Here is a 20,019-nt window from a genome sequence, read left to right on the forward strand (position 1 = left end):
AGAAGGTTACTATTCCTTAATTACCGAATTCGCTCTTGCATCTTGAATGACTTTATTACCCTTCTCTTGGTAGTCTTTAACTGCATCAGCAGCTGATTTCTGACCAGTATATAGAGCTTGTAATTCCGGATATAGTACTTGTCTTAACTGGCTATAACCTGGAACTCCACCAGTAAAGTTAAACATATACTTCGCATTTTTATCATAAGCAGCAAATAATGGATTTGTAGACTCAAACTCTTTTACGACAGAAGTTCTAACCGGAATACCATTTTTTGAAGCCTTTACAAGCTCAGGATCCGTTGAGAAGAATTTGACAAAATCCTTACTTACCTTGATTCTAGTTTCATCTTTTGTATTAAATATAGCTGCACCAGATACATACGTAAATGTTAATGGGTCGCCGCTTTCAGACGGAATGTTAGCAAGTCTGATATCAAACTTTGGCGCTTTGCCTGCCTCCATATCAGCCTTCGCATTGTTAAATAGTACTGAGTTTGTAAAGCTGATTGCGACCTTTTGGTTTTGGAACATAGATAATACATCGTTTGAAGATACCGACTCTGCACCTGGGTTTGTTAAACCAGCTTTATAAGTTTTCTTTAACCATTCTGCAGCCTTCACACCATTTGCATCATTAAGAACGATATTACCTTTTTCATCGAAAAACTTATTGCCAAACATTCTTAAATAAGCTAGGTTCCAAGTATCCCCTTGATTGTTTAGAGCAAATATGCCCATTGGATACGCATCCTTTGGTAATTTTTTCTTAAGCGTATTCAAAATGGTTTCATATTCATCCAATGTCCAAGTTTTGATGTCATTCTCTCCGCCAATATACTTATCAAGACCTGCTGCTTTAAACATATCGGCATTGTAGGCTAATGTTCCCGGCATATGAGAGAATGGATAGAAGTAAACATCCTTGCCAAAGGTAACGGTATCCCAGTAGTTTTGGGCAATGTCTTCCTTCGCTTTATCATCGACAATATCATTTAACGGTACTAACGCACCGCGGTGTGCATAATCACCCATCGCAAATGTATTTTCAAAGAAAATATCCGGCGGAGTGCCGCCATTTAGCTTAACGTTTAAAAGCTCATCCCTTTGCTCACTCGCAACTACTTCGACCTTCACTTTCACATCATAATCTTTATACTGTTTCGAAAATTTATCTGCTGCATATTTGAAAAAGCTGTCATAGTCGGCTCCCTTTTCTGTAGGGTCCATGACACCCTTCCACTGCGGTGTTAACATTAAAGATAATTCCACTTTTTGTTTGCCATCTTTCCCTTTTTCCGGTGTGCCTGTATCTTTATTCGCACAGCCTGCTAAAGCTGACAGGGCTAGGACACTGGATAAGGCTGTCGCTAGAAATCGTTTTTTCAACATTCTTTTGTCCTCCTTTATATCGGTATCGGTATATTAATTATTTTTATTACTTCACATATTTCTGGATGGCGTTATCGATCATCTGTTTAATGTCTTTAACCTTTTCCAGATCCTCACCAGTAACTGGTTCAAGCGGACCTCTTACACTTCCGATGTTGATGCCATTTAATTTTAAAACCTCTTTGATAACCGAGTACATAGAACCATTAAGCGAACATAAAGCAATAATGATATCGTTTATATCTCGTTGAATCTTACCAGCTTGTTCAAAATTTCCTGACTTCACAAACTCTTCCGCTTTTAAAAATAACTCCGGCATGGCGCCGTAAGTACCGCCGATCCCGCTATCTGCACCGATTAATCGGCCGGAAATATACTGTTCATCCGGGCCGTTAAAAACGATAAAGTTATCGCCGCCCTCTGCTTTAAAACGTTCTATATCCAATACAGGCATAGAGGAGTTTTTCACACCGATTACCTTTTTATTTTCCTTTAACTTTCTAAAAAGGTTGATTGAAAGGCTATATCCTGTTGTTTGCGGGATATTGTAAATAATAAACGGCAATTCTGTTGCATCCATAATTTCCGTCCAATAGTTGAAGATAGCGCTTTCCGGAAGTCGAAAGTAGATTGGCGGAATCGCTGATAACGCATCATACCCAAGCTCTTCAGCGTATTTTGCTAAAATAACACTCTCTCGGGTTGAAGGTGCACCTACATGGGCAATTAATGTTATTTTCCCTCTTAAAGTTTCTGCAACATATTTCAACGTTGCTTTTCTCTCTTCAAGGTTGTGGTAAATACATTCTCCTGAACTTCCACTTACGTAAAGTCCGTTAATACCTTTTTCATACAGATAATGACAAAGCTCAATTGTACGACTTTCTGAAATTTCACCTGCTTCATCATAACAAGCATAAAATGCAGGAAAAACTCCTTTAAATTTTTCTACGGTCATGTTTGTCCCCACCTGAAAATAATTTTTATGTTACCGTTTACAAAAAAAATATAACACATTCAAATTTCTTTGTAAATTATTTTCTCCATATTTTTAATTATGAAAAAAATTTCCACTAATTTAAAGTATTATTGAAATGCTAGCTGGAAATTATCATCCTTTAAAGAAACAAACAATCTCTTGTTATAGTCCTCATTCTCCGTCGGAAAGTCTTCACGGTAATGCGCACCTCTGCTTTCCTTTCTTTCCAGCATTGCTTGTAAAAGAATCGAAGACAGAATGATAAAATTCCTCGCTTTAAAGGCGCTTTTTTGTTCACTTCCATTATTTACAAAACTCCACATATCATACTTTGACTTTAATTCTTCAATTTTTCCCATTGCAGCTTGAAGGTTTTTTTCATCTCGAATAACATTCCCGTAAAACCACATAATTTCTTGAATCGCTTCAATTACTTCATTCGGGGTCAAGGAATGCTCCGCTTTTGCCGAAGCTTTCTGTATGACTTGATGTAACTGGCTGATTTCATCTTCCACATTGATATCAATAAAATTATGGCTGTTCACATACTCTAGACAGCTTTGCGCTGCTCTTTTTCCAAACACCATGCATGATCCGGTTGAATTTCCGCCAAGCCGATTAGCTCCTTCTATTCCGCCCGCCAGTTCACCGATTGCGTAAAGCCCCTGAACAGCCGTTCTTCCATAGCTGTCAATCTTTACACCGCCGTTAGAGGCATGGCCAAACGGAGCAATTTTAATGCGGTCTGTAACGAGATTTATGCCTCTTTCCTTAAGCCAATCCAAATAAATTGTATAGAAATCGCCTTCATTTTCATAAATGGATGGGTCATAGATCAGTTCAAATCCGGCTTCACTTTTTGTTCGAATAATTTCCTTCATCATGGCGATATCAAAATATTTGGATGGTAAAGAATTTGTAAACGGCCCATGGGTACTTCTGATTTTCAAGCACTCCTTTTTAGAAAGCCCTTCTGGAAGAACGCCATCTAAAATGCTGTTTCCCTCTTCATCGACAAAATCTTGGCAATAATTCAGCGTATGCTCACCCCATAGGGTTTTATATTTGGGAGTGGTAATTCCGGGAATAAACTGAATGAACTCCATATTTACAAGGCTTGCCCCTGCTTCGAGTGCAAGAATATGTCCCGATCCATCCACATCATGGGGATTTAGATTATGCTTATAGATATTCCCAAAACCGCCTGTCGCTAGTACCACTGCTTTGCTTTTTATCATAAAAAGATCATTATTTTTATCTAACAGAAACGCACCGGCCACCTTTTCATCCTTCTTGATTAACGAAATGACAGCTGATCTTTCCCACAAGGATAGATTAGGATATTCCACCAGAATGTCTCGAACGTTTTCGCGGATCTTGTTCCAATCTCGCAGCATGTAAATAGTTCTGGCGTGATTTGCAAAGCATGCCTTACGGTCCTCCGAAAGCTTATACGGATTTATCCCTATTTCTTCATACTCTTCAACCCGATCACGAATCTCCTCTATATAGATCTTTGCCATTTCTCGGTCATGCATATGATGACTGACATCCTCTATATCTTGTAGGAATACTTCCTTATCCGCATCATCCTTTGTGATTTGCGTACCAAGCGATGCCTTGAGCGGAAAAAAGCTGGATCCGGAACATAGCTGGGTTTTTGTCGACATGATGACCGTTTTTCCTGCCTTGGCAAGCTCAATACCAGACTTCAAACCAGCGAGTCCGCTGCCTACTACCAATACATCAGTCGAAATAACTTCTTTTATCTGCAATGGTTCCACATCCTATAACTTAACTTTAAAGACTGCTTTTCTGACCTTTTCCGGGCCATTTACCATAATTCCGGTCTTGTGAACATCTTGTGGATAATAGATGGCAAAATCACCTTTTTCCAATTTGTTCATTGATTGTAGCGGGCCATCCATTAGATAATAATCATCGTCTTCATGGTAAGCCTCTTTCATGCTCATTCTGTCAAACAGCTCATAACCGATAAATTCTTGACCTTCCAAAATAAGATGGATATCAACATATTTCTTATGTGATTCCCAAATACGCTCCTCTTCAGATTTGGTTTCATATTCAAATAAATTAAAGAAAAGCTCTTTTCCATCCAGTTCATAGGTGCCTGGCTCTAGTGTTTCAAAATCTGTTTGCTGGATATACGCAAAAACCTGATCAAATTTCTTATTCATCCCTCTGTAAAAATCAAAATGACTAAAATGATCGACAATCATACTTGAGGACTCCTTTATGGTCTAATTTTTGTTTAATGTATGCATTTTCAAAAAAATTATAGTATATTAAAAATTAACCGTAAATAATTTTCTTCATTTTTTAAAATATAGAAAAAAATTACCTTTAAAAGTACTGCTACTACGTTCAATTTCTTTTAGTCAACACCACTGTTCATATCACTGCCTGGGTTACTAAAATTTCATTTATAACTAGGGTAAAATGATTCATATATCTTCTCCAAAGCATTTTTTTCTTAAATAATAAGAAAAACGTCCGATCTTTTTCCACAAATATCCTAAAATATCCATTAATTTTCATATTTGTGCATTAACGCGGTACTAAAAGATATCGGTATTATTACCTAAGACTTCCTTCACTTACAGAAAAGTGGGATTTTTTTTATGATGTGGAAGTAAGACCTTAAAAAGGAAGAATTTTATTAAAAAATAGTAGAATACCACTAAAAAACGAAAGATATTTACTTAATAAAGAACGAATTAGTATTCGAAGCCATACTTTGACACGTCGTTCTCTACTAAGTGTATTATTGCCTAGTTCTTTTATGGGGGATTCCGCTTTTTTTCATGCAGTAAAAAAATACTATTTTTACCAGGATGGTGAATCGGTTTTGAAAAAGCAACAAACCCGTAGTTCAAAGAAACTATTATCAGCATCGTTAGCCGTACTTTTACTAGCTTCTCCCGGCTTTTTAGCGCAATCTGCCAGTGCAGCCAAAAAAGCGCCGCCGCAAAAGGGCGCTCCAACATCTCTTGTAGAATTACGCTTAATGGAAACAACGGACATGCATACGAATCTATTAAACTATGACTACTACAAAAATGCTGAATATTTAAAAGTCGGTATGGCCAGCACCGCTGCACTTATCAACGCGGCTCGTAAAGAAGCTGACAACAGTCTATTAGTCGATAACGGCGACCTGATCCAGGGAACGCCGCTTGGAACGTATGTTGCAAAAATTGACCCGCTGAAGGACGGAGAGGTTCACCCTGTTTTCAAAGCAATGAATCAAATGGGCTATGATATGGCGACATTAGGAAATCACGAGTTTAATTATGGGCTCGATTTTCTCGAGGAAGCCTATGATGATGCCAATTTCCCATTTGTCAATGCAAACGTCTATATTGATGACCATGACAATAATCCTGATAATGACCAAAATAGATTTACCCCATACAGAATCATCAACAAAAAGGTCGTTGATGAACAAGGGAAAAATCACGTTATTAAAGTCGGCTTTATTGGCTTCGTACCTCCGCAAATCAACGAGTGGGACAAGGCCAATTTAGACGGAAAGGTCATCACCAAGCATATTGTTGAAACTGCTAAAAAGTTCATCCCCAAAATGCGTGAAGAAGGAGCGGATATCATCATAGCGATGACACACTCCGGCTTCAGCGGCAATAAAGACAACACGGAAGATGTTATTTACAGCTTAAGTGAGGTACAAGGAATTGATGCCATTACCTTCTCGCATACCCATAAATTATTCCCGGCAGCAACGGACGCTGCACTTGATGGGCTGTTCAAAGGTCAAGACGATAAGCCTCTTCCTGGGGTTGATAATCAAAGAGGAACCATTAACGGGATTCCAGCCGTACAAGCAGGCTATGGCGGCGGTTCCCTGGGAATCATCGACCTAGACCTTGTAAAAATTAAAGGCAAATGGTCTGTTGCCGATTCACAATCATCTACACGCGAAATTTATGCACCAACGCAGGTAAAGCCTGTTCAATCTATTGTGGATGCTGTGAAAGCAGACCATGAAGCAACCGTAAAATACGTAAACACGCCAATTGGTAAAACAACCGATGACATTTACAGCTATTTTGCGCTTGTACAGGATGACCCTTCGATTCAAGTCGTCACAAATGCACAAAAATGGTATGTAGAAAAATATATCGCTCAAAGCAAGCCAGAATACAAAGACCTGCCAATACTTTCTGTCGGTGCACCGTTTAAGGCTGGACGTAACGGTGTCGCTGAATATACGGAAATCGAAAAAGGCGACTTAACTATCCGCAGTGCAGGCGACTTATATTTATATGACAATACCTTGAAGGCTGTCAAAGTTAAAGGTTCAGTGGTTAAAGAATGGATTGAAATGTCTGCCGGCAAGTTTAATACCATTGACCCTAATAAAACGGAGGAACAGCCGTTATTGAATCCGGGATTCCCTGTTTATAACTTTGACGTGATTGATGGGGTGCAATATCAAATTGATGTTACTGCTCCAGCGAAATATGATAAAGACGGGAAACTTGTTAATCCAAATTCAAGTCGTGTCGTGAGCCTAACCTATAACGGTAAGCCGGTCGACCCTAATCAGGACTTTATCGTTGTGACAAATAACTATCGCGCTGGCGGCGGCGGAAACTTCCCTGGTGTAAAGGGCAGTGAACTTGTTGTCGACTCGGCAGATGAAAACCGGCAAATTTTAATGGATTATATTTCTGAGGTTAAGGAAATCACACCTACAGCTGATCAAAACTGGTCGATTGCTCCGATCGTCGGCGATGTTAATGTAACCTTTACAACTTCACCTGTGGCAGAAAAATACCTTAAAGAAGGCAGCAATATTTCCTATACTGGAAAAACGGACAGCGCTGGTTTTGGAATTTTCAAATTAGACCTTAGCACTGACCCAGTGAAGGTTCAGCTTCTTGGCTTAAATGACTTGCATGGCCAGCTTGATACCGATACAGCAGTAGCTGGCAAGCCTGCTGGAAGCATGGAATATACTGCTGCGGCTGTAAAACAGCGCAAAGCCACAAATGAAAATACACTGCTGGTACACGCAGGTGATATGATTGGCGGAAGCCCGCTCATTTCCGCCCTTTTTCAAGATGAGCCGACTGTAGAAGTGATGGAAGCAATGGGATTTGATGTAGGTACACTTGGAAACCATGAATTCGACGAAGGCATCGCGGAACTGCACCGGATGATTGACGGCGGTGAACATCCAGACAGAAAAGGCACAAAAGGTTACGACGGGATGAACTTCCCAATTGTCGCGGCAAATGCTTATGACAAATCTACAGGTGAATTAATCACTAAGCCTTATGTGATAAAAGAAGTCGGGGGTGTTAAAATCGGTTTTATCGGTGTTATCACACAGGAAACACCTGAAATGATTGTGACCAAAGGGAATGAAAACCTTCAGATTACCGATGAAGCGACAGCCATTAACAAATATACTAATGTGCTAAAGGAGCAAGGTGTTAAAGCGATTGTTGTGTTAGCACATAATCCTGCAGCCCAAACTGGCTATACGGATAAATTTGATGCATCAAGGATTGCGGAAAATATTGATGATGAAGTCGATGTCATTTTTGCGGGCCATAACCATGTTTATAACAATAGAATGGTAGATAACAAGTTAATCGTCCAAGCTTATTCCTACGGGTCGGCCTTTTCAGATGTGGATCTTGAGCTAAATCCTGTAACAGGTGACGTTTTGAAAAAACAAGCAGAAATCGTCACAGTTTTTCAATCCGACTACATTCCGGATGCGGCTGTTTCAGCAATTATGAAAAAATATGAAGACTTGGTAGCACCGATGAAGGCAGAGGTTGTGGGGAATAATTTAACAGCTCTTGAAAAAGGGTATCCTTCAACTGCCAGTGAGTTTGGTGACAACGGTCTAGGAAATTTAATTGCTGATGGGATGAAAGCGGCGATGAATTCTGATTTTGCGTTAATGAACGGCGGCGGAGTACGCTCACCGCTTGACGCAGGTGAAGTCACTTTTGGTGATTTGTTTGCTATCCAGCCATTTGGAAACGTGTTAAATAAAGTGAATCTTAGCGGTGCGGATTTACGAGAAGTATTAAACAATCAAATTACCGAGCGCGGTCTCGACTTCCATATTGCCGGTTTCAAGTACACCTATACGTATGACCCTGTTGCGAAAACCGGGAAAGTGGTCGACATTTACCTACCAGATGGCAGCAAAATTGATTCAGCCAAGGAATATTCTGTTGTCGTCAACAACTACATGTACGGCAATGCTAAATACGGCATCGGTGCACTTTCAGAGGGATTAGAAATTGGACCAGAGGACCTCGAGGCAACAGTTGAATTTGTTAAAACACTACCGCGACCATTTGAATACAAAGCAGAAGGCCGAATTTTGAAAGTAACGCCTTAATTAGTGTCATGCTCTAATTAATAAGACCTGCCATACTTGGCAGGTCTTTTATGTTACTATAATCAGTATTGCCGTGCTGTTTTTAAGATACTTTGGTTATTTCGATAGGCCTCTTGAATTTCCGAATTTTTTGAGACCTCTGCATTTCCGACATTCCACCAGGCTTCATAGCCATTTGTCATCGTTTTTGGCAGGACCTTAATATCAATTAACGTTGAGACAGTTTGCTTTTTAGCATCCTCAATCGCCGTTCTCAAATCATCAAGCGTATAAACAGTATACGTCTTTGCTCCATACGCAGCCGCACATTGGGCAAAATCAATTTTTAGCAATGGACCGCTAAGCTTTCCGGTTTGTGGATCCCGCTTGCGAAACTCTGTGGCAAGACTGCCCATGCCATTTGACATTTGCAGATTGTTGATACAACCAAAACCAGCATTGTCAAAAAGCAATACATTGATCTTTTTCCCCTCTTGGATACTGGTAACGAGCTCGGAATGGAGCATTAAAAAACTGCCGTCCCCAACCATTGAGTAAACTTCTTTTTCTGGTTCAGCAATTTTCACCCCTAAAGCACCGGAAATTTCATATCCCATACAGGAATATCCATACTCCATGTTATAGGTGTTAACACTTTTTGAAATCCACATTCTTTGCAAGTCTCCCGGAAGACTTCCAGCAGCCCCAATAATAATCGCATCCTCATCAATCAGCCTATTGATTTCACCCAATACCTCGGTCTGTGTTAAAGTGCAGCCAATCGTTTCAGCATATTCAGGCAGTGTTTCATCAAGATGGCCTGCAATCTCTGGCTTAAAATGTTCTTTAGTATAGCGAATTTGGCATAGACGATTAAGCTCTTTTTCCCACGCTTTCTTAGCATCCTTAATTTCCAAACTGTAGCTGGATCGATAATCAGCTTCCTGTAATGCCGCTTGTAAGTCGAGCAGGGTCTTCTTTGCATCGGCTACTATTTTTACAGCATTAAGCTTTCCAGCATGAAACTCTGAAACATTTATGGTTAGGAATTCAACAGCCTCATTTTGAAAAAGCTGTTTCGAACCTGTGGTAAAATCAGTAAATCTTGTCCCGATACCGATAATTAAATCGGCTTCCTTCGCCACTGTATTTGCCGCTAAATTACCTGTCACGCCAATGCCCCCAAGGTTCAGCGGATGTCCGCTCACAATCGCACTTTTCCCTGCCTGTGTTTCAGCAAAAGGAATAGAAAACGTTTCAGCGAATTGCTTTAGTGCCTCTGCTGCTTCCGAATAACGGACACCGCCGCCGCAAATAATCAGCGGTTTTTTCTTCCTAGCGATTAATTGGAAAGCATCACTGAGTTCCTCATTTGTTGGTACTCTCCGCTCCAACCGGTGTATACGTTTTTTAAAGAATGACGTTGGAAAGTCAAACGCTTCCCCTTGAACATCCTGCGGCAAGGCAATTGTTACTGCACCGGTGTCAGCTGGGTTTGTTAATACCCTCATCGCATTTAGCAGTGCCGACATCAGCTGTTCCGGGCGATTAACTCGGTCCCAATATTTACTGACCGGACGAAATGCATCGTTGGTGGTGATGGAAGCATCATGAACTTGTTCAATTTGCTGCAAGACCGGGTCAGGCTGTCTTGAGGCAAATGTGTCGCCTGGCAGCAATAAAACGGGAAGATTATTTGCCGTTGCCGTTGCTGCAGCGGTAATCATATTAGCCGCACCGGGTCCAACAGAGGACGTACAGGCAAAAATCTGCCTGCGCAGTTTTTGCTTAGCGAACGCTGCAGCCGCATGAACCATTCCTTGTTCATTTCGTCCTTGGTAAATTTCCAGCTCACCGGGATTCTCCTCAAGCGCCTGCCCAAGCCCTAACACATTGCCATGTCCAAAAATTGAGAAAACCCCACGGACAACCCTATCTTCGTGTCCATCTATTTCAATATATTGTTGATTAAGAAACTTAACCAGCGCCTGCGCAGTCGTCAAACGTACTGTATCCATAAAACCACTGCCTTTCTATTAATATTCCTTATAAAAATACCGGACAGAACGATAGCGTTTTTCTGTCCGGCCGTGTTCCCTTTTTATGTCCAGCGGGTGGTAATCATTTTCTTTCTGGTATAAAACTCAACCCCATCTGAACCATTGGCATGTAAATCTCCGTAGAAGGAATCTTTATACCCGGAAAACGGGAAGAATGCCATTGGCGCTGGTACTCCGATATTAACCCCCAGCATGCCGGCATCAATCTTTTCACGAAATTGGCGAACATTCCCGCCATCTTTTGTAAAGATGCAGGCACCGTTAGCAAAGCGTGATTGGTTCGTCCACTCAATTGCTTCATCAAGTGTGCCGACGCGAACAACAGAAAGAACTGGGGCAAAAATTTCATCCTGCCAAATTTTCATATCTCGGGTGACATGATCAAAAATAGTCGGTCCGACAAAATAGCCGTCAGCCTTGGCATGCTCGTCCTTTCTCCCATCACGGAGTAATTTTGCACCTTCATTTACTCCGCTTTCGATATACGATAATGTCCGCTCTTTATGTCCTTCACGAATCACGGGACCTAAGAATACACTTTCTTCTAAACCGTTGCCAATTTCTAAATCATCAGCCGCTTTAACAAGTTTTTCAATAAGCTCATCGGCAATACCCTCTTGGGCCACCACAACAGAGCAGGCCATACAGCGCTCACCAGCAGAACCAAAAGCAGCTGCAATAATTTGATTCGCGGCAACATCCAGGTCAGCATCATTCAACACAATCGTGTGATTCTTAGCCCCTGCAAGTGCCTGAACACGTTTTAAGTTGGCAGAAGCTGTTTTAAACACATATTCTGCAACAGGCTGTGAGCCAACAAAGGAAATCGCTTTAACGTCTTTATGTTCAAGCAGGCCGTTAACCACATCATGGGCACCGTGAACAATATTTAATACACCCTTTGGCAGTCCTGCTTCCTCAAGAAGTTCCGCAAGCCGGCAGGCAAGGAGCGGCGTCCGTTCAGAAGGCTTTAACACAAAGGTGTTGCCACAGGCAATCGCAAGCGGAAACATCCAGCATGGAACCATCATCGGAAAATTAAACGGTGTAATTCCGCCTACAACCCCAATTGGATAACGATACATCCCCGATTCCAAATCGGAAGCAATGTCAGGAAGCTGCTTTCCCATCATAAGCGTCGGTGCTCCAGCAGCGAATTCAACACATTCGATGCCCCGCTGCACTTCACCGTAAGCCTCTTTGAAATTCTTTCCGTTTTCAATGGTAATTAATTTGGCTAATTCATCCCAATGGTCTACCAGTAGCTGCTGATATTTAAATAGAACACGCGCCCGTTTTGGTACAGGCGTTTCCTTCCATGTCTGAAAGGCTTCACTCGCTGCTTGTACAGCTAAATTAACTTCTGCTTTTGTCGAAATAGGTACTTGGGCAATTACCTCACCCGTTGCGGGATTATATACTGGTTCTGTTTTTCCTGCGGACGATTCGTGCCACTCACCTGCAATATAGTTCTTTACTACTTTCGTCACTTGCTTTCCCTCCCTTTCCTGCTTTTCAAATGACATTTTTCAAGGAGAAATTTGCTCTTCTTTCCGGCTGCCTGCAATAAACTCTACAATTTCTTCTACGGTTGGCATGGCATCAGAACAGCTATGTTTGGAGATGACAATTGATGCCGAAGCACTGCCAAACTCCATGGCCCGAACAATTGACCATCCCTGCATTAAACCGTAAATAAAAGCTGAAGCATAAGAGTCGCCAGCACCAAATGTTTTTAACACCTTTGTTTTAAAAATACTGCCCTTAAATACTTGACCTGTTTTCGTATAGGCAAACGAACCATTCGAACCATGTTTAATGACAACAATCTTAGCATTACAGCCAAACCACTTATTGGCCGTAACTTCATCATTTGACCCAGGGTTGCCGGTAAATTGCTCCATCATATCAAACTCTTCACGCGTTCCAATAATGACATCACATTTTTCGGCTGCCAAGCTGTAATAAATAGCAGGATCTGTAGTATATGCCCAGCTGTAAGGCCGGTAGTCCAAATCGAAGAACACCACCGTACTATGCTTTCTAGCATACTCTAAAGCTAGAAAAACAGCTTCCCTTGATGGGCTGGCAGACAGCGCCGTTCCTGATATTAACAGGGCTTTTGACTGTTTAATATATTCCTCTGACACATCACCAGGTGCTAATTTCAAATCCGCCACATTGTCTCGGTACATTAAAATACTGCATTCCTCCGGGCTCTTGATTTCAGTGAATGCAAGACCGGTTACGGCGCCCGTCCGGTCGACGGATATATTCGTTGTATCAATTTGATGATCTGTTAAATATTGCGTAATAAAACGTCCCATTTGATCATTAGAAACTTTACCGATAAAACCACTTTTTACCCCTAACCGTGCTGCACCGATTGCAATGTTTGCCGGGGAGCCGCCCACATATTTGGTAAATGTTCTTGTTTCCTCCATTGGACGATTAATCTCATTTGCATTTAAATCAATGCATAATCGGCCAATTGCGATAAAATCCATCTTTCGGTCAGCGGGAAATTGAATATGATTCACCTTACAAACCTCCTTCACCATGCACTTCAGTTAAGCATTAAATAACCACTCATGGTCCGGGTCATTTTGGAATTTCCAGGTTCGAATCGGACCTGCCATCACATTTAAATAATAGGACTCATAACCCGGAGGGGCTGAGACAGGATGGTAACCCTCCGGAACAAGGACAACCTCTCCGTCTTTTACAATTAATGCCTCATCCAGCGAACGCCTGTCATTATAAACTCGCTGCATGATAAATCCTTTTGTAGGATTAATTTTATGATAATAGGTTTCTTCTAAATAGGATTCCTTTGGCAAATTGTCCTGATCATGTTTATGAGGCGGATAGCTCGACCAATTCCCTGCAGGTGTAAACACCTCGACAACCAATAAGCTTTGAGCAGGTTCCAGCTCGGGCAGGATATTATGTACTGTCCGGGACATATGTCCGCTGCCGCGCTGCTCACAGCCAATTTCTTCAGGCTTGATTAATCTTGCTTCAAAATCACTATTTCCGGGAGCTAAACAAACTGCCAATTCTACATCTGTACAGGCCTGGACTTGATAGGAATCATTGCATGGAACATAAACCGAGAAAGGGGGGGTTTTTTCAAAGACGTTCATTCTTTTCCCAATTTGTTCGAATGTCTGCTGATTCGTTTTCACATTGGCGAGCCCGCTTAGTAAGACAAGGCAGGCTTCTTGATGATTCGTCTCCCTTGTTAACACTTCCCCTTTCCTCAATTGATAGACCTCAAATCCAACGTATTTCCAGCCCGCGGTTTCGGGACTTACTGATAATAAATTTCCTTGTTCATCTCTATTTTTTGGACTAACAATAAGTTTTGACATGTTCTCCCTGCCTCTCTAACTACTAGAAAGCTGCCTTCAAAAAGCTAAACGCTTAAAGGCCTAGCTTTTTCGCCATCTTTTCTAGATTCCTAAGGCTTGTTTCTAAACTATCAAAGGGGCTTCCAGGACAATAATCTTGTTCGACGCAATAATACTCGACACCGTTTGCTTCACCCCATTGAAGAATCGGTTCGAAGTTGATGCTGCCTGTGCCGACCTCTGCAAAATATTGTCTATCATCATTGGTCATATCTTTAAAATGTAAAATAGGCATGCGATGCGGATATTTTTTAATATATTCAAGCGGGTCTTCTCCGCCTTTTTTAACCCAATACGTATCAATCTCCGGAATGATAAATTGGTTGCCTTCTGGCTTTAATAAATAGGTAAGGGCATATTCTCCGGCAATTTCCGTCTTGAATTCGAAGTCATGGTTGTGATAGCCAACCCGATAGCCTAATGGCGATACTTTTCTGGCGACTTCAAGCAGTTCACGCTTTGCCCGTTTGTACCCTTCAATATTTTGATAGTCTTCCTCCAGGTAGTGGCAAAAGAAATCGGTAGTTCCAAAAAGGTCAGCTTCTCTTAAAACTGATTTCAGTTCATTGTTCATCCGGTCAAGGCTGATATGCATGCCGGCTGCCTTTAAACCCGTTTCTTTCAATACAGCCGCAATTTCCTCTGCCTTGTAGCCAAATAGACCGTCAATTTGAACAGCTTCCCAGCCCATTTCTTTTAATTTTCTTAAAACACCTGGAAAGTCCTGCTGAAGTTCATTGCGCAATGTATAAAGCTGTGCCGCAAATTTATGCTTCATCTCGCTCATCATCCCTTTTTTGATTTAAGATTAAGATTGTAATAGAACCGGTTTTGCAGCTGATTTTAGATCAAGCCAATTCACTAAATCCTGGTCAAGCGCTAATCCTGCCCCCTCATAAGAGGATAACAGCTCGGCTACTTTTTCAGGCCCGATGATTGCTGCCGTTGGAAAGGATTGATTCAATACATAGGCAAGTGCAATTTGAATCGGTGTCACACCAAGCTTTCCGGCAAGCTGCTTAGCCCGGTCGAATCGTTCCCAGTTTTCCGTAGAATAATAGACTTCCACCATTTCTTCATTTTCGCGATTTTCAGGAGTAAAGTACCCCGAGAAAAACCCGCCCGCTTGTGAGGACCATGATAATAACGGCAATTTATGTTCCTCATGATATTGCACCATCGCCTCATCAGCCGAAACGCAGCCCGGCCAGCGCGGTTTATTGCATTTCGCTAGACTCAGGTTGGGGCTATTAAAGGTAAATGGCACCAGATTATGCTCCTTAGCGTAATCATTTGCCGCTTTTAAACGCTTTGTTGTCCAATTCGAAGTACCGATTGCTTTAATACGTCCCGCTTGTATATGCTCGTTCAAAATCTCCACGATTGGTCCAACTTCAACATCCTCGTCATCACGATGAAGGGCATATAAATCAATATACGATGTTTGTAACCGTTCCAGGCTTTCCATCAAATCCTTGGTAATTGACTTAGGGTTCACACGTTTACCGGGTTCACCATCATCGTTATGAGCCCCTTTTGTTAAAATGGTAATTTTCTCACGGTTTTGCCTTTTCGCCATCCACTGTCCAATGATTTCTTCGCCTTTAATATATTGATGGGCAGTATCTATCGTGTTTCCGCCGATTTCGATAAAAGTGTCCAACAATGCCGTGACGGCAGCCGGGTCGAATCGAAATAAATCGCCCGATCCTAAGATAAGCTGTGATACTTTTATTGGAACTTGCTGGTTATTTACGATTCCATTAACTGATAAATATTTCATTCTTTTTCCCTCCTTCAATCTCGCTGTATAATGCATTTACATTTGCAATTCGACTACGATTGGAAAATGGTCACTCGGAAATTTCCCTTCTTGGCAGTCCCCAACAATTTTCGATGTTCCAACCCCTGTACTGCCTCGGACTAGAATCCAATCAATCCGGTCTTTCCCGCCGGAAGGATCGCTAAAATCGTTGAAAGTACCCAATTTTTCGTTAATGCGCTCCTCTGCCATAAACCATGTATCGGAAAACGGACCTTCTTCTACGATGACTTTGTATGATTCAGAATGGTTGCTTTCATTGAAATCTCCCGTTAACACAATCGGAATCGTCGTGTCTAGTTCAAGAGCCTTTTGGACAATTAATTTTGCCCCTTCTACTCTGGCTAATAAGGAGTAATTATCTAAATGCGTGTTGAAATGATAGAATGATTGATTTGTTTTTTTATCAAGAAAGCGGACCCAGGTAACCATTCTTGGACATATATTTCCCCATGTGCGCGAACCAATCTCAGAAGGTGTATCAGAAAGCCAAAAATGGTTGTATGCCAATACCTCCAAGCGATCCTTTTTATAAAAAATTGCCATATATTCACCTTGGCTCCCGCCTTCTCTTCCCAAGCCAATCCAGCCATAATCCGGCAGCATCGCTGCTAGCTCATTCAGCTGCCGAAAAAGGCCCTCCTGCGTCCCAATTAGATCCGGTGACTCATTTGTGATGACTTCTGTCATGAGATTCTTCCGTGCACCCCATGAATTTGGGGGAGTATCGTCTGCATATTTTAAATTGTATGTCATCACACGAAGTGTTCTAGACTCAGGCATAACCATACTCCTTTTTATATAAAATTACTTTTGGCTAATATCTACAAGAAACGTCCTGATTTCATATGGCTGAATATCAAATGAAATACGATCCTGCCTAACGCTTGTGCCCATTGGGCGTTCCATTAAATCACATTCCTGCCAAGCGTGGATGACTAAATCGCTTTGAACCTCAACTTTGCCGCGGCTTCCGGTATATTCATGAACACGCAAAAGAATTTGCTCACTATCCTCAGCTTTTTTAATGGCATCAATCATCACATGATCAACGGAAAGACGGAACAGTGAAAAGGCTGATGTAACAGCGGCCCCCTTCGAAACGGTAAGCGGCTGATTAACATCCCATGCTTCTTGGACCGTTTTTCCGTCTACCCAATCACCTTGATGCGGCAGAAGTGAATACGTAAACGAATGAAAGCCTTGATCCTGTAAGTAATCAGGGTCTGTCGCTGATCTTAATAATGTTAAACGTATAACATTGTCTTTAATGTCATGACCATATTTACAGTCATTTAAGATGCTGACCCCAAAGCCACGCTCTGATAAATCTGCCCATTGATGTCCGACCGTCTCAAAGCGAGCCATATCCCAGCTTGTGTTCCAATGAGTAGGCCTCTTGATATTGCCAAACTGAATATCATAGGTGGCTTCCGTGGCACGAACGTCTACAGGAAATGCTGCCTTTAACAGTTGATTTTGCTCATGCCAATCAATAGTCGTCACAAAATCAATCCGTGGACTTTTCGCAAATAAGACCATTTTCTGAGTGATTGTTGAATCCAGATAAAACCATTTAAATTCAATCACCAGACGAAGCGCATTCACGGAGATGACGTTTACCGATTGTAATTCCTTAATTTCCTGCATTTTTTCCTGGTAATAAATATCGATATCCCATGCATCAAAGTGCATTGGTTTATCTTCAAACACTTGAAGCACATTTCCTTTAGTCCCATTAGCCAATACTTCCCGGTTCGCACCGCGGTCAAAGATGCTTGTTAGCTGCCCTGATTCATCCCAGCTGATTTCATAATTTGGTGTGACAACCCCGGAATCCAGCACTTCAAATGGAACGGATGCAGCTTCAGAAGAAAATTCAGCTGGTTCGAAACAAATCGTATCGATCCCAGTTGATGGCACCGCATTTACATGCACAAGCCAATTTTCCCCTTCACGGCAGGCTTCCAGTGTTTTACCGCCCGCATCCTTCCATTCCCCATACTCCATGCCGGCTTCAGCAGCAATCGAGACCAAACCTGATTTTTCCCATGAAGAAGAATTCATCACAGTAAACGTATATTCTTTGTCTGATACAAGTGCATATAAAGATCTCGCTGCTAATTCATTTGCAATCTTTTCCGCCTCTTGATATTCCAGCGTGCTGTCCTCGTAAACTTCCCTAATTGAAGTTCCCGGAATAATATCATGGAATTGATTCCGAAGAATAATCTTCCAGCCTTCATTGATCGCTGATTGCGGATATTGTGTTAAAGATGAAGCAAATAGGCCTTCCAAAATGGATAACCATTCCACCTCTCGATACAGCAATTCCAGCTTCCGGTTCATTTTTTTGTTATAGGCTTGGCTTGTATAGGTTCCCCGATGGTACTCGAAATAAAGCTCGCCATCCCATGTATGGACATATTGATCGGTTTGTTCCACCGTCTCTTGCAGTCTCTTAAAATAGTCATCCGCTCTGCCCGTCCTCACCCGCGGCAGACCGGGCATATCATCAAGTCTGCGGCGCATCTCGAGCATCTCACGATTAACTCCGCCGCCGCCATCCCCATAGCCATAAGAAAGCAGCAATTCCTTATTAATCTGCTTATCTCGATACTCGGTCCAGCTGCCTAAAACCGTTTCAGGCAAAATCTGACCATTATAAGTATAAATGTGCTTCCAATCGTCATCGGTATCTGTTGTTGTAATGAAATGCGTTAAGATTTCAGTACCGTCAATCCCTCTCCACTTGAAGGTATCATGCGGCATGCGGTTGTATTGGTTCCAGCTGATTTTTGTTGTCATAAAGGTATCAATACCTGACTTTTTCAAAATCTGCGGCATCGCCCAACTATAGCCAAACACATCCGGAAGCCATAAATACCGGCACTCCGCACCAAATTCTTCACGGAAAAAGCGGGTTCCCATTAAAAACTGACGTACCAGCGATTCTCCGGAAGGAATATTACAATCTGCCTCCAGCCACATACCGCCGCCTGCTTCCCAACGGCCTTCGCTTACGCGGGTACGAATTTGCTCATACAGTTCAGGGAAATCTGATTTTATGTAGTCATACAATTGCGGCTGCGTCTGTAAAAAGACATAATCCGGATATCTTTCCATTAATCGCAAAACGGTTGAAAAGGAACGTGTCGCCTTTTCTCTTGTATGCTTTAACCGCCACAGCCAGGCCACATCAATATGGGTATGACCAATGGCCGTAACCGTCACCGGATGATGCGATTTCATTTCTTGTAATTCTTTTTCTAACAACTCCTGTGCTCTCGCTGCTGATTGATAAAAGCCTTCTGAGCCCGGTTTAGACCAATCCAGCAGCAAAAAGGATCTGTCAAGTGCTGCTAATAAAGCTTGGCGTTCAGGAGCTTGATCATTTAAAACATGGACAGCCTTGAGCATCGCTGCTGAAGTGTAATAAAGATCATCAACTTTCTCATCCAGCCACGCGATTTCAGCCCGTTTGATTTTATGCTCCTGCGGCGCCGGAACCCCGCCACCTTCAAGACCTGACCATAAGCGCAATGTAAGTTCAACTTTTGAACCAATCAAGGAGTCAGGCAAGAAGGATTCTTGATGATTTGAGTCAACTCCTTGATATGGTGCACCATTTATATATAAAAGGGATTCAAAACCAGAATTGTTTCCATCACCTGTTTTGCCAAAGTCAAAAATACCAACTACTGTACGTCCTGCCCAATCGCCAGGAATTTGAATGTTTGTTTGCAGCCATGCATATAGGTCGCGCCCTGTCCAATGGTCCCCCAATCGGATTTTCGACCACTCCTTATTTGCAGGCGGACTTGGAACAACCACACCCTCTGATTGATCCAATTGATAGTTGAACTCCGGAATCGAGATACAATCACGGTATCGGTATTTTTCTAATTCCTTAATGCGGCTTTCAAGCTTTTTCTCTGTCCAAAACACCAATATTCCGCTCCTTC

Annotated in this window: 13 protein-coding genes; 1 reads left to right on the forward strand and 12 read right to left on the reverse strand. The window is 41.9% G+C overall.

Translation table 11 applies throughout. The features are described 5' to 3' along the window. Positions 1-9: 9 nt before the first annotated feature. The 4 genes from IE222_RS06530 to IE222_RS06545 form a co-directional block, all read right to left on the reverse strand. The gene (locus IE222_RS06530; RefSeq protein WP_191270951.1) at positions 10-1,392 is read right to left on the reverse strand and encodes an ABC transporter substrate-binding protein; all 1,383 of its coding nucleotides are present in this window, start codon (positions 1,390-1,392) and stop codon (positions 10-12) included. A 46-nt stretch (positions 1,393-1,438) separates the two neighbouring features. Continuing rightward, positions 1,439-2,350, reverse strand: coding sequence for a dihydrodipicolinate synthase family protein (locus tag IE222_RS06535; RefSeq protein ID WP_191270953.1), 912 nt, complete (start codon positions 2,348-2,350; stop codon positions 1,439-1,441). A gap of 128 nt (positions 2,351-2,478) precedes the next feature. Continuing rightward, entirely contained in the window at positions 2,479-4,155 is a 1,677-nt protein-coding gene (locus IE222_RS06540; RefSeq protein WP_370465015.1) for an FAD-binding protein, read from the reverse strand. A gap of 3 nt (positions 4,156-4,158) precedes the next feature. Further along, a complete protein-coding gene (locus IE222_RS06545) occupies positions 4,159-4,611 on the reverse strand; it encodes a NanQ anomerase/TabA/YiaL family protein (RefSeq protein ID WP_191270957.1) in 453 nt (150 codons plus the stop codon). A gap of 629 nt (positions 4,612-5,240) precedes the next feature. Between IE222_RS06545 and IE222_RS06550 the strand changes: the two genes are divergently transcribed. Continuing rightward, positions 5,241-8,780 carry a bifunctional 2',3'-cyclic-nucleotide 2'-phosphodiesterase/3'-nucleotidase gene (locus IE222_RS06550; RefSeq protein WP_191270958.1) on the forward strand — a complete coding sequence of 1,180 codons (3,540 nt, stop codon included), beginning with the start codon at positions 5,241-5,243 and terminating at the stop codon, positions 8,778-8,780. A gap of 62 nt (positions 8,781-8,842) precedes the next feature. Here the strand turns inward: IE222_RS06550 and iolD are convergent, their stop codons facing one another. The 8 genes from iolD to IE222_RS06590 form a co-directional block, all read right to left on the reverse strand. After that, a complete protein-coding gene (iolD, locus tag IE222_RS06555) occupies positions 8,843-10,777 on the reverse strand; it encodes a 3D-(3,5/4)-trihydroxycyclohexane-1,2-dione acylhydrolase (decyclizing) (RefSeq protein ID WP_191270960.1) in 1,935 nt (644 codons plus the stop codon). Positions 10,778-10,860: 83 nt separating this feature from the next. After that, entirely contained in the window at positions 10,861-12,345 is a 1,485-nt protein-coding gene (locus IE222_RS06560; RefSeq protein ID WP_191270962.1) for a CoA-acylating methylmalonate-semialdehyde dehydrogenase, read from the reverse strand. Between the two features lie 3 nt (positions 12,346-12,348). Further along, on the reverse strand, positions 12,349-13,326 hold the full coding sequence (gene iolC, locus IE222_RS06565) for a 5-dehydro-2-deoxygluconokinase (protein ID WP_223282612.1): 978 nt from the start codon (positions 13,324-13,326) through the stop codon (positions 12,349-12,351). Positions 13,327-13,389: 63 nt separating this feature from the next. Continuing rightward, positions 13,390-14,193 carry a 5-deoxy-glucuronate isomerase gene (iolB, locus tag IE222_RS06570; protein ID WP_191270965.1) on the reverse strand — a complete coding sequence of 268 codons (804 nt, stop codon included), beginning with the start codon at positions 14,191-14,193 and terminating at the stop codon, positions 13,390-13,392. 52 nt (positions 14,194-14,245) lie between these two features. After that, positions 14,246-15,010, reverse strand: a complete 765-nt coding sequence (locus IE222_RS06575; protein ID WP_191270967.1) for a sugar phosphate isomerase/epimerase family protein — start codon at positions 15,008-15,010, stop codon at positions 14,246-14,248. Positions 15,011-15,040: 30 nt separating this feature from the next. Continuing rightward, entirely contained in the window at positions 15,041-16,015 is a 975-nt protein-coding gene (locus IE222_RS06580; RefSeq protein WP_191270969.1) for an aldo/keto reductase, read from the reverse strand. 36 nt (positions 16,016-16,051) lie between these two features. After that, the gene (locus IE222_RS06585; RefSeq protein ID WP_191270971.1) at positions 16,052-16,837 is read right to left on the reverse strand and encodes an endonuclease/exonuclease/phosphatase family protein; all 786 of its coding nucleotides are present in this window, start codon (positions 16,835-16,837) and stop codon (positions 16,052-16,054) included. 24 nt (positions 16,838-16,861) lie between these two features. Next, on the reverse strand, positions 16,862-20,002 hold the full coding sequence (locus tag IE222_RS06590; RefSeq protein WP_191270973.1) for an alpha-mannosidase: 3,141 nt from the start codon (positions 20,000-20,002) through the stop codon (positions 16,862-16,864). Positions 20,003-20,019: the final 17 nt, after the last annotated feature.

This window comes from Neobacillus kokaensis (genome assembly GCF_014656545.1).
GTDB classification, from domain to species: Bacteria; Bacillota; Bacilli; order Bacillales; family Cytobacillaceae; genus Neobacillus; species Neobacillus kokaensis.

What these genes read in the sequence shown, in the direction of transcription:
- IE222_RS06530 (WP_191270951.1), bottom strand. Translation starts at nt 1,392, where the DNA reads ATGTTGAAAAAACGATTTCTAGCGACAGCCTTATCCAGTGTCCTAGCC.
- IE222_RS06535 (WP_191270953.1), bottom strand. Translation starts at nt 2,350, where the DNA reads ATGACCGTAGAAAAATTTAAAGGAGTTTTTCCTGCATTTTATGCTTGT.
- IE222_RS06545 (WP_191270957.1), bottom strand. Translation starts at nt 4,611, where the DNA reads ATGATTGTCGATCATTTTAGTCATTTTGATTTTTACAGAGGGATGAAT.
- iolD (WP_191270960.1), bottom strand. Translation starts at nt 10,777, where the DNA reads ATGGATACAGTACGTTTGACGACTGCGCAGGCGCTGGTTAAGTTTCTT.
- IE222_RS06560 (WP_191270962.1), bottom strand. Translation starts at nt 12,345, where the DNA reads ATGTCATTTGAAAAGCAGGAAAGGGAGGGAAAGCAAGTGACGAAAGTA.
- iolC (WP_223282612.1), bottom strand. Translation starts at nt 13,326, where the DNA reads ATGGATTTTATCGCAATTGGCCGATTATGCATTGATTTAAATGCAAAT.
- iolB (WP_191270965.1), bottom strand. Translation starts at nt 14,193, where the DNA reads ATGTCAAAACTTATTGTTAGTCCAAAAAATAGAGATGAACAAGGAAAT.
- IE222_RS06575 (WP_191270967.1), bottom strand. Translation starts at nt 15,010, where the DNA reads ATGAAGCATAAATTTGCGGCACAGCTTTATACATTGCGCAATGAACTT.
- IE222_RS06580 (WP_191270969.1), bottom strand. Translation starts at nt 16,015, where the DNA reads ATGAAATATTTATCAGTTAATGGAATCGTAAATAACCAGCAAGTTCCA.
- IE222_RS06585 (WP_191270971.1), bottom strand. Translation starts at nt 16,837, where the DNA reads ATGCCTGAGTCTAGAACACTTCGTGTGATGACATACAATTTAAAATAT.